Below are 10,000 nucleotides of genomic sequence, written 5' to 3'. Positions count from 1 at the left end.
TGATGCTAATATTCCGAGAAATCAAATTGGTAGAATTGAAAGAGGAGAAATCAATACCACTATTATTACATTACATAAAATTTGTAAAGCACTTCAAATAAATATTAAAGAATTATTATAATAAAACAACAATTGAAGCGAGCGTGACACTCGTGAACACAAAACACATTAGAAAAATCCCGTAAGGATCAAATAAATGAGATGCTTTCAGCATAACAAACTGGTCGTGATATGCGTTATGTGATGCTTCGTCACCTCAGCATGACAAACTCAGTATAAAACCTTTGAGAACTTTTCGAAAAAACTTAGCGTCTTTGCGTTTAAAAAAGAAATACAGAAACAAGTTCAACATAACAAAGCTAAACTGAACACTGAGACTGAAAACTGCGACTGAACACTACAACTTCTTCGCTTCTTCCCAAAAAACATCCATTTCCGCTAGTGTCATATCCATTAAAGGTTTGCCTAATTCGGTGGCTTTGTTTTCTAAATATTGGAAACGTTTAATGAATTTTTTATTGGTGCGTTCTAAAGCGTCTTCTGGGTTTACTTTTAAGAAACGGGCATAATTGATCATGGAGAACAAAACATCACCAAATTCGGCTTCTATTTTATCTTGGTTGCCGGCTTTTACCTCAACTTGAAGTTCGTTTAGTTCTTCTTGTACTTTATCCCAAACTTGGTGCGGTTCTTCCCAATCAAATCCAACGCCTTTTACCTTATCTTGAATGCGACTTGCTTTGACTAACGCCGGTAAACTTTTTGGCACACCTTCTAAAACCGATTTTTTGCCTTCTTTCAATTTTAGTTTTTCCCAATTTTGCTTTACTTCCTCTTCATCAGCCACTACCACATCACCATAAATATGCGGATGACGATCGATTAATTTATCACAAATCGAATTCGCTACATCGCCAATATCAAAGGCATTGGTTTCGCTTCCAATTTTTGCATAAAACACAATGTGTAACAACACGTCGCCCAACTCCTTCTTGATTTCTTCCAAATCGTTATCTAAAATAGCATCACCTAATTCGTAGGTTTCTTCAATCGTTAAATGACGAAGACTTTCGAGGGTTTGCTTTTTATCCCATGGACATTTTTCGCGCAAATCGTCCATAATATCTAAAAGTCGGTTGAAAGCTTGTAGTTGTTGTTGGCGTGTGTTCATTTTGGAGTTGAATTGTTAAATTGTTGAATCGTTAAATTGAGATGCCGAAACAAGTTCAGCATGACAAATTAGATGTAAAAATAAAAAATCCCACGTGGAAAACGCAGGATTTTAAAGTATAATTTTTCCGAGGCTTATTCAGCAGCTGGAGTTTCTTCTTCTTGTTTGATTTCTTTAGATAACGCTTCTACAGAAACAAAACCTTTAGGTTGTAACAAATTGTACCAGTTTAAGATTTTTTTGATATCAGAAGTATATACTCTATCTTCATCAAATTCTGGTAAAATTTCTCTGAAATATGCTTTTAATTTTGCATCGTCTTCTTTGTGAGACATTGCCATTCCATCATTTTCTTTAGTAGCAATTGCTTTGAAAACTTCTGCTAAACGCACTTCTTCAGAATACGTATACACTGCAATTTCTGATAACAAACTTACGTTAGCTCTCATTCCAACAGTAATCTTTTTTCCGTCTAATAAAGATTCGGCAACAAATCCTGTACGTGTTTGAATTTTTAATTCATATAAACCTGGTTTCCCAGAAATAGCTAATATTTTTTGAATGCTCATATTTCTTACTTATTAAGGTTGGCAAATATATTATTTTAAAGTAAAAAGTGAAACGTAAAAAGTAAAAAGTTTAATTAAAAAGCTATTTACTTTTCACTAATAACTAATTACTATTAACGTCCTTTTTTGTTTACGTATTTCATTTTATAATCGGGTCTTGCTTTACCATCCATAATGTTTTGCAATTTTTTCCCAATTAACTTCTTTTTCAACATCGACAAGTGATCAGTGAATAAAATTCCTTCGATATGGTCGTACTCATGTTGAATAACACGTGCGATTAAACCATCATAAACTTCAGTCTTTTTATTGAAGTCTTCGTCCATGTACTCAATTGTAATGGTATCATGACGAAATACATCTTCACGCACATCTGGTATACTTAAACATCCTTCGTTAAATCCCCAAATATCACCTTCTTCTTTGATGATTTTGGCATTGATGAACGTTTTCTTAAACTCTTTCATTAAAGCTGCTTCTTCTTTAGAAACGTCATCACTATCTGCAAAAGGTTCGGTATCAATAACAAACAAACGAATAGGCAAACCAACTTGTGGAGCCGCCAAACCTACGCCGTGTGCATGATACATGGTGTCATACATGTTCGCAATTATTTCTTTAAGATTCGGATATTCTGGTGTAATGTCCTCTCCTACTTTACGTAAAACCGGTTCTCCGTATCCGTATATTGGTAAAATCATAATCTGTAATTTCTATTTTCTAACTTTTGAATTCTAAATTCCGAGTGCAAAAGTACTATTTTTTATAATGTAAATAATCTTGAAGCATAATTGTTGCGGCAATTTCGTCAACTAATGCTTTATTTTGTCGTTGTTTCTTTTTTAAACCACTATCAATCATGGTTTGAAATGCCATTTTAGAAGTAAATCGTTCATCTACTCTATCCACTGGCATTTCTGGAAAAGCTAGTTGAAATTTAGCCACGAACGCATTAATGATTTCAGCACTTTGCGAAGGCGTTCCATCCATTTGCTTGGGTTCACCAACGATTACTCGTTCTACTCTTTCTTTCGAAAAATAGTCTTTTAAAAACGTAATTGCTGTGTCTGATGGAATTGTAGTTAGCCCAAAAGCTATCATCTGCATTTCATCAGTAACGGCAATTCCTGTTCTTTTGATTCCGTAATCTATGGCTAAAATTCGCATTGTTGATTATTTGCAACAAATATACACTCAATTATTTGATAATTTCAAATTCGGCTAAAGGTGCCATTCTAGCTTTATTTAGTTTTAACGTTTTACCATCGAAATTGTAATTGTCTACCATTTCTAAAACTTTTGCAAATTCTTGTTCGGTTTCCATATCTTCACATGCCATCATAGTTGAAGCAACTTTTGAGAATGATATTTTGTTGTTATCCTCCAAATTATATTGTCCAAATAAGTTATTACATCCTGCAAAAGCTGTAAATTGATTATCTTTAATCAAATGGATAAAATAAGGTTTATCTGATTTTTTAGTAACCGGTTTATTATTAAGTTTAACCAATTGCCATTTAATAAATTGAATTTTTGAATCTTCTACAATACCTTGAGGTGAAGGCGGATGAATTTCGATTACTAACTTGTCCAATTTATATCTATCAGCTAAATCACCTTCAATACGTTTTCCATCGACATCTAAATGAAATAACTCACCTTCACCAACAAAATATTGATTAGGAGCATCAGAACCCGAAAGTGTGATTGTATTTCCAGCTGCATTCCAAGTATATGTACCAGTTTCTTTAAAAACCTTGTCTGATTTTCCTTTATAAATTGTTTCCTTTACATACGTATCTTGATTTAATGCGATAGTAGTTTCGATAGATTCACAATCGGCACATGGTAAATTTCCTTTATAAGTTCCTATGTAATCTAAACTATTTTTTGCATTGTGTTCATCTACTTGAACTACTTTAGAGTCAATTGGCGCTTCATTTATTTCTTTTTCAGCTTCTTTTTTACAAGAAGTAAAACTGAAAGCTATAATCCCTAAAATTAAAAGACTTTTTTTCATGGTAGCGTATTTTTTGTTATATCTATAAAATTACTATTTTTTTATGAATCAAAAACAATTCCAAAAATCATAAAATACTATCTTTGCTACACAAATTTTGAAAAACATGACCAATTTACAAGCAACAATAGAACAAGCATGGGAAAATCGTGCTTTATTACAAGAAGAAACTACGCAAAAAGCGATTAGAGAAGTTATCGAATTATTAGATAGCGGAAAACTTCGTGTGGCTGAACCAGTTGAAAACGGTTGGCAAGTGAACGAATGGGTTAAAAAAGCAGTGGTAATGTACTTTCCTATTCAAAAAATGGAAACTTGGGAATCGGGTATTTTTGAATATCACGATAAAATGTTATTGAAACGCAATTATGCTGAAAAAGGAATTCGTGTAGTTCCAAATGCTGTTGCAAGATATGGAGCTTATATTTCTTCGGGTGTAATTTTGATGCCAAGTTATGTAAACATTGGAGCTTATGTAGATGAAGGTACGATGGTAGATACTTGGGCAACCGTAGGAAGTTGTGCGCAAATTGGAAAACACGTACATCTTTCGGGTGGTGTTGGAATTGGTGGTGTTTTAGAACCATTACAAGCCGCTCCCGTAATTATTGAAGATGGTGCATTCATCGGTTCAAGATGTATTGTGGTGGAAGGCGTTCACGTTGGAAAAGAAGCGGTTTTAGGTGCAAATGTATGCTTGACGGGTTCTACAAAAATTATTGATGTTACTGGTGATAAACCAATTGAATATAAAGGAGTAGTTCCAGCTCGTTCAGTTGTAATTCCGGGAAGTTATACAAAGAAATTCCCTGCTGGAGATTATCAAGTGCCTTGTGCGATTATCATTGGACAAAGAAAACCTTCAACCGATTTGAAGACTTCTTTAAATGATGCTTTAAGAGAATATAACGTAGCGGTATAAATCAAAGTAAGAAGCTAAAAGAATAAAGTGAGTTCCAATTCATAACCAAATTGTTGTGAATTGGAATTTTTATTTTCATTAATAAGAAATTACAAGTAAATAAATTGTACATCTTGATTGAATAGTTAAATTTGCTAAAAATTACCTTTTATGTCAAACTATTTTAGCAGTGTAAAACTATTTTTCAAGCGCTTTTTTGTGGTTCTTTTTATTTACCAAATTTGTCGTTTGTTATTTTACTTTTTCAATAAAAATGCCTTTGAAAACATTTCTGCTAAAGGTTTTTTAGGCGGTATTCATTTTGATTTATCGGCAATTGCCTACATCAATTTAATTTTTGCGCTTTTACATTTTCTTCCTGGTAATTTTAAATACAAACCCAACTACCAAAAGTATTTGAAAATTGGATTCTTTGTAGTGAATTTGATATTCATTTTAACCAATTTTGTTGATTTCGAATATTACAAATTCACCGGCAGAAGAAGTACATTTGGTATGATTACCGCAAGCGGAATGGAAAATGAAATTGGCGGATTAATCTTTTCCTTTTTAATTGAATTTTGGTATTTACCACTTCTTGCTTTGGTTTTAGGAATACTATTCTGGAAAGCAACTCCAAATTTAAAATCTGCAACCGAACAAAGTGCAAACTGGTCACAAATAGCGAAACAATCTGGCATGTTTGTGCTTTTAATGGGATTTATTTTCTTGTTAGGTCGTGGTGGAATACAAAAAAAACCTATTAAAATTGTTGATGCTGTAAATTATGGTTCTATCAATCAATCTGCGTTAGTTTTAAATACTCCATTTTGTATCTTAAAAACCCTTGGGAAAAAAGAAACTTTAGAATCTCCAAAATACTTTTCAGAAACCGAATTAAATCAAATTTTCAATCCAATTACAGAAATTACTTCAACTGAAAATCCAAACAAAAAAAACGTTGTAATTATAATTTTGGAAAGTTTTGGACGAGAAAATATCCAACGCGGACAAACGCCTTTTTTAGATGGATTAATTGAAAAATCATTGTTTTTTGAAAATGGTTTTGCCAATGGAAAACTATCAATAGATGCTGTTCCTTCTACACTTTCGAGTATCCCGAGTTTAATGAATACTTCGTTAATTACGTCAAGTTATTCGATTAACGAAGTGTATGGATTGCCAAAAATCTTAAAAGATAATGGTTATCAAACTGCATTTTTTCACGGAGCTTTCAATGGTAGTCAAAATTTTGACCAATATTGTAAAGTAGCTGGTTTTGATAATTATTTTGGAAAGAATGAATACGTTGGTCCAGAAGCATTTGACGGAAGATGGGGCATTTTTGATGAGGAATTTATGCAATATTTTTCAGGTAAAATGACCGAATTTAAACAACCTTTTTTTAGTACAATTTTCACAATTTCATCTCACAATCCTTACATAGTTCCCGAAAAATACAAAGGAAAATTTCCAAAAGGAACCACTAAAATTCAAGAAAGTATTGCCTATGCTGATTATGCTTTAAAACGTTTTTTTGAAACGGCTTCAAAAGAAGATTGGTACAAAAACACTCTTTTTGTAATAACGGCAGATCACACATCATCTGAACCTACAGAAACTAAATTCAAAACTAATGTGGGTAAATTTAGAATTCCAATAGTGTTTTTTGATCCTTCAAATCCTTCTATCGTTGGGAAAAATCAAAAGAATTTACAACAAATTGATATTATGCCATCAATAATTGATTATTTGAATATTGATAGTAAAATGATTACTTACGGTAAATCGTATCAATCTGAAAAAGATTTTGTAGTGTATTATTTAGACAACATTTACCATTATATTTCAGGCGATTATTACTTAGCTTTTGATGGGAAAAAATCGTTAGGATTATATAATTTCAAGAAAGATGAATTGTTAAAAACCAATTTAATCAAAACCGAAAAAGCAAAAACAACCGAAATGGAAACGTTTATAAAAGCGTATATCCAATCGTTTAACGAGCGAATGATTGAAAATAAATTAACGCTTCAATAATTTTTCTTGACGTTGTAATTTCAGTAATTTAGCGTATTTCATGTGCGAGAAAAATCCTTGGATTAAAGCAATTGTAATGCCATCAATTCCGTTGAAAATCCCTTTTTTAAAGAAATAACATCTAATAAAAGCCGTTAAGCCATTAATTACAGGTTTCATGGCTCCTACTCTTTTTCCTTGATCAAAAAGTTGTTGCGCATGCCAAGTGGAATATTGATTTTTCTTTGCAATAATTTGTTCAAAAGATTCCCAACCGTAATGTAAAATGTGAACGGCTACTTTTTTCTCGTTAGTAGTCTCAATTTTTTGATGCACTTTAGCTTCCGAAGGTTTTGCGGTTTTCTTATTAAAAAAACGCACTTTATGATCGGGATACCAACCCGAAAAATCTATTAATTCATCGGCTAAAAAGTTTTTAACTCGAAACGAAAAAGCATCGTAATTCCCTTCTAAATATTTCCCCTTTAAAATAAATTCTTTGGCATCTTTATCTAAAAATTCGTCAGCATCTAAATTCAAAATCCAATCGTTTTTGCAAAATGGCAATCCGTGTGTGCGTTGTGGTCCATCGCCAAGAAATTTTTGAGAAATTACTTTTGCTCCTTTTTCTTCAGCAATTTTAACTGTATTATCTGTACTTAACGAATCTACAATGATAACTTCATCGCATACTTCAAATAAAGCATCGATGCATTTGCCAATATTTTTTTCTTCATTAAACGTAATAACTAAACCGCTAATTGCCATAAAAATTGAATTTTCACAAAAGTAATCAATTTATTTTGTTGGCAAAGTTTCAAAATCAATGTATTTTAGCCAAATAATTTATCAAAAATGAAAATTTTAGTCATACAACAAAAGCGAATTGGAGATGTGTTAACTTCTACCATATTATCCAATAATTTGAAGCAAAAATATCCAGAAGCTCAAGTAGATTACATGTGCTATGCCAATTGTGTTGATGTACTAAAAAACAATCCAAATATTGATAATATTATTGTTTTAGAAGAAAAAGTTCGAAAAAACTATCTTTCGCTTTTTCAATTTATTTTCAAAATTAGAAGTACCAAATATGACGCGGTGATTGATGCTTACAGTAAATTGGAAACCAATTTAATCACGCTTTTTTCAGGTGCTAAATATAAAATTTCATATAAAAAAGGCTATTCCAATATTTTTTACAATTACAATATTGAACGACTTAAAAACGGTACGAAATCGGATATTGGATTAGCAATTATTAATCGTTTACGATTATTAAAACCACTAATTAAAGAAGAAATTACCGATTACAAACCAAAAGTTTTTTTAACGGATTCGGAAATCAATCAAGCAAAGGAAATGCTGTCAAAATTTCCATTAAAAACCGATAAACCCACTTTTATGATTGGGATTTTAGGTAGCGAATGGTACAAAACTTATCCGTTTGAAAAAATGGCAGAATTGTTAGATTTCACGGTGCAAACTACTGATGCGAATTTGCTATTCAATTATATTCCAAAACAAAAAAAAGACGCTCAAAAAATCTTCGATTTGTGTCAACCTGAAACACAACAGCGCATTTACTTTGATTTGTACGCCAATGATTTACGCTCGTTTTTAGGATTATTGTCGCAATGTGATGCTTTAATTGGTAACGAAGGCGGAAGTGTAAACATGGCAAAAGCGTTGTTTGTTCCAACATTTTCGTTGTTTTCGCCAAGTGTTGATAAAGAAACGTGGCAAATTTTTGAAGATGAGAAAAACATTTCCATTCATTTAAAAGATTTAAAACCAGAAATTTATCAAGAATTTGACGAGAAATACATCAAAGAAAACACTTTCAAATATTTTGAAGAATATCCGATTGCTTTGATTAAAGAGAAATTGAAAGTTTTTTTTGAGATTATTCGCTAAGATATTTTGACAAACCATTTTCAATAAAAGTCACATTGTGTTTTTTATTGAAATTGCGAATGGTATTATTTTTCTCCCAAGTTTCTGGCGTGGCATAACCTCTTTTATGGTCTAGATGCAAACAAACGGCACTATAACGAATTTGCTTTGATAAAATACCTAAGTTGAACAAACGCTCACCTACTTCTCTATCCAAACCACCGTATTGCATTTCTTCATTAAAACCATTCACAGCGACTAAATCTTTCTTAAAACAAGACGTATTGTGACCGTTGAAGGTTCGTTTTGTTGGAGTTAACCAATTCATGAATGAAGCAAAAAGTGAAATTTTGGTCAGCTTTGATAATTTAAACGTTTTTGAAACGCCATTTTTAATCAGCCAAGAAATCGAAAAACAATCTTGATTTCTAATATTTTCTATTAAAATTTTCTGAGAAGTTGCCATCGGTAATTTAAAATAACCTCCAGAAAGAAAATAACCTTCTTCTTGATATTTTAAATGTTGAGCAACAAAATCTTTCCGTGGAATACAATCACCATCCGTAAAAAGCAAGTAATTGGTATTGGTCTTTAGAACGGCTTTATTTAATATTCTACACTTTTGAAATCCTTCATCAGGTTGCCAAACATGCACTATTGGATAACTAAATTTAGAAGAAAATGAAGCAATAACTTGTTGCGTTTTTTCAGTGGAACCATCGTCTGCAATTACTACTTCAAAATCCTTCTCGGTTTGGTTACAATAACCTTCGAGAACTTTTGCAAGCCATTCTTCTGAATTGTAAGTAGTAATAATAACAGATAATTTCATCTAATCAATTAAAAAGTGAAAATAGTACTTTTTCCAGAACTTTAATTTCTTTTTCAGTCTTTTTTTTCTGCAAAAACATTAAAAAAAATTATTCGAAATCTCTAAATTGTTTTTGATGATTGAGTTGCCAAATATCATCATTTAATAAGGATTTCAAAAATAATTCGGCACTATTTCCCTTTCCGAAATCGCTTTCTGTTGGTTGTACTAGATGCGTATCAATAACACTCAAAGCTTTAGAAATTTGCTCTGATGTATAATCAACATTGATGATATCGGCGTGAAGTGCCCTATTTTGTTGGCGTGTTCCAATATTGATAATCGGTAAACCATAATAAGGAGCTTCTCGAATACCTGCACTACTATTTCCAATAATGAACTGGGATTTTTTTAATAAGGTTAAGAAATATTCAAATCGCAACGATGGAAAAATGCGAAAACGAGGATTTCCTTTTAATTTATCATACGCTTTTAAAATGGTTTGACTTCCTAAATCGTTATTAGGATACACTACCACATAATTATGATGATCAGCTAATAAAGCATCCACAAAATGATCTGCGTATTCCTGCATAAATTTGGCTTCTGTTGT

At 31.9% G+C, this 10,000-nt stretch carries 12 protein-coding genes; 4 read left to right on the top strand and 8 right to left on the bottom strand.

Annotation, left to right across the window (positions count from 1 at the left end; all coding sequences use genetic code 11):
* Positions 1-10 precede the first annotated feature (10 nt).
* Positions 11-121 (top strand): helix-turn-helix transcriptional regulator, encoded by a 111-nt coding sequence (locus LDL23_RS12590; RefSeq protein WP_291266017.1) that lies wholly within the window; start codon positions 11-13, stop codon positions 119-121.
* A gap of 276 nt (positions 122-397) precedes the next feature.
* Here the strand turns inward: LDL23_RS12590 and mazG are convergent, their stop codons facing one another.
* The 5 genes from mazG to LDL23_RS12565 form a co-directional block, all read right to left on the bottom strand.
* Positions 398-1,171, bottom strand: a complete 774-nt coding sequence (gene mazG / locus LDL23_RS12585) for a nucleoside triphosphate pyrophosphohydrolase (RefSeq protein ID WP_291266016.1) — start codon at positions 1,169-1,171, stop codon at positions 398-400.
* 134 nt (positions 1,172-1,305) lie between these two features.
* Positions 1,306-1,740 (bottom strand): DUF5606 domain-containing protein, encoded by a 435-nt coding sequence (locus LDL23_RS12580; RefSeq protein ID WP_073582950.1) that lies wholly within the window; start codon positions 1,738-1,740, stop codon positions 1,306-1,308.
* 113 nt (positions 1,741-1,853) lie between these two features.
* Positions 1,854-2,441 (bottom strand): peptide deformylase, encoded by a 588-nt coding sequence (def, locus tag LDL23_RS12575; protein ID WP_291266015.1) that lies wholly within the window; start codon positions 2,439-2,441, stop codon positions 1,854-1,856.
* A 55-nt stretch (positions 2,442-2,496) separates the two neighbouring features.
* Positions 2,497-2,907: a Holliday junction resolvase RuvX gene (gene ruvX / locus LDL23_RS12570; protein WP_291266014.1), complete on the bottom strand. Its 411-nt coding sequence runs from the start codon at positions 2,905-2,907 to the stop codon at positions 2,497-2,499.
* A 31-nt stretch (positions 2,908-2,938) separates the two neighbouring features.
* Complete coding sequence (locus tag LDL23_RS12565) at positions 2,939-3,760, bottom strand: META domain-containing protein (protein ID WP_291266013.1); 822 nt, start codon at positions 3,758-3,760, stop codon at positions 2,939-2,941.
* A 106-nt stretch (positions 3,761-3,866) separates the two neighbouring features.
* On the opposite strand from LDL23_RS12565, the gene LDL23_RS12560 reads away from it, so the two are divergent.
* Together LDL23_RS12560 and LDL23_RS12555 are read left to right on the top strand one after the other, a co-directional pair.
* Positions 3,867-4,682: a 2,3,4,5-tetrahydropyridine-2,6-dicarboxylate N-succinyltransferase gene (locus LDL23_RS12560; protein ID WP_291266012.1), complete on the top strand. Its 816-nt coding sequence runs from the start codon at positions 3,867-3,869 to the stop codon at positions 4,680-4,682.
* 150 nt (positions 4,683-4,832) lie between these two features.
* Positions 4,833-6,701: an LTA synthase family protein gene (locus LDL23_RS12555; protein WP_291266011.1), complete on the top strand. Its 1,869-nt coding sequence runs from the start codon at positions 4,833-4,835 to the stop codon at positions 6,699-6,701.
* Here the strand turns inward: LDL23_RS12555 and LDL23_RS12550 are convergent.
* Positions 6,687-7,448 (bottom strand): glycosyltransferase family 2 protein, encoded by a 762-nt coding sequence (locus LDL23_RS12550; RefSeq protein ID WP_291266010.1) that lies wholly within the window; start codon positions 7,446-7,448, stop codon positions 6,687-6,689. The two genes, LDL23_RS12555 and LDL23_RS12550, sit on opposite strands and share 15 nt — an antisense overlap.
* 87 nt (positions 7,449-7,535) lie before the next feature.
* Between LDL23_RS12550 and LDL23_RS12545 the strand changes: the two genes are divergently transcribed.
* Complete coding sequence (locus LDL23_RS12545; RefSeq protein WP_291266009.1) at positions 7,536-8,597, top strand: glycosyltransferase family 9 protein; 1,062 nt, start codon at positions 7,536-7,538, stop codon at positions 8,595-8,597.
* Here LDL23_RS12545 and LDL23_RS12540 read toward each other — a convergent pair.
* Together LDL23_RS12540 and LDL23_RS12535 are read right to left on the bottom strand one after the other, a co-directional pair.
* The gene (locus LDL23_RS12540) at positions 8,587-9,408 is read right to left on the bottom strand and encodes a glycosyltransferase family 2 protein (RefSeq protein WP_291266008.1); all 822 of its coding nucleotides are present in this window, start codon (positions 9,406-9,408) and stop codon (positions 8,587-8,589) included. The two genes, LDL23_RS12545 and LDL23_RS12540, sit on opposite strands and share 11 nt — an antisense overlap.
* An 88-nt stretch (positions 9,409-9,496) precedes the next feature.
* On the bottom strand, positions 9,497-10,000 hold a 504-nt coding region (locus LDL23_RS12535; protein WP_291266007.1), incomplete at its 5' end, for a UDP-N-acetylglucosamine 2-epimerase.

It is taken from the genome of Flavobacterium sp. (assembly GCF_020217025.1).
Classification (GTDB): Bacteria; Bacteroidota; Bacteroidia; order Flavobacteriales; family Flavobacteriaceae; genus Flavobacterium.
The sequence above is the reverse complement of the archived record's forward strand: the minus strand, read 5'-3'. Positions and strand labels throughout refer to the sequence as shown.

Bases quoted from the DNA above. Each gene is read 5' to 3' on its own strand.
- LDL23_RS12555 (WP_291266011.1), top strand. From the start codon at position 4,833: ATGTCAAACTATTTTAGCAGTGTAAAACTATTTTTCAAGCGCTTTTTT.
- def (WP_291266015.1), bottom strand. From the start codon at position 2,441: ATGATTTTACCAATATACGGATACGGAGAACCGGTTTTACGTAAAGTA.
- LDL23_RS12545 (WP_291266009.1), top strand. From the start codon at position 7,536: ATGAAAATTTTAGTCATACAACAAAAGCGAATTGGAGATGTGTTAACT.
- ruvX (WP_291266014.1), bottom strand. From the start codon at position 2,907: ATGCGAATTTTAGCCATAGATTACGGAATCAAAAGAACAGGAATTGCC.
- LDL23_RS12550 (WP_291266010.1), bottom strand. From the start codon at position 7,448: ATGGCAATTAGCGGTTTAGTTATTACGTTTAATGAAGAAAAAAATATT.
- LDL23_RS12565 (WP_291266013.1), bottom strand. From the start codon at position 3,760: ATGAAAAAAAGTCTTTTAATTTTAGGGATTATAGCTTTCAGTTTTACT.
- LDL23_RS12540 (WP_291266008.1), bottom strand. From the start codon at position 9,408: ATGAAATTATCTGTTATTATTACTACTTACAATTCAGAAGAATGGCTT.
- LDL23_RS12580 (WP_073582950.1), bottom strand. From the start codon at position 1,740: ATGAGCATTCAAAAAATATTAGCTATTTCTGGGAAACCAGGTTTATAT.
- LDL23_RS12560 (WP_291266012.1), top strand. From the start codon at position 3,867: ATGACCAATTTACAAGCAACAATAGAACAAGCATGGGAAAATCGTGCT.
- mazG (WP_291266016.1), bottom strand. From the start codon at position 1,171: ATGAACACACGCCAACAACAACTACAAGCTTTCAACCGACTTTTAGAT.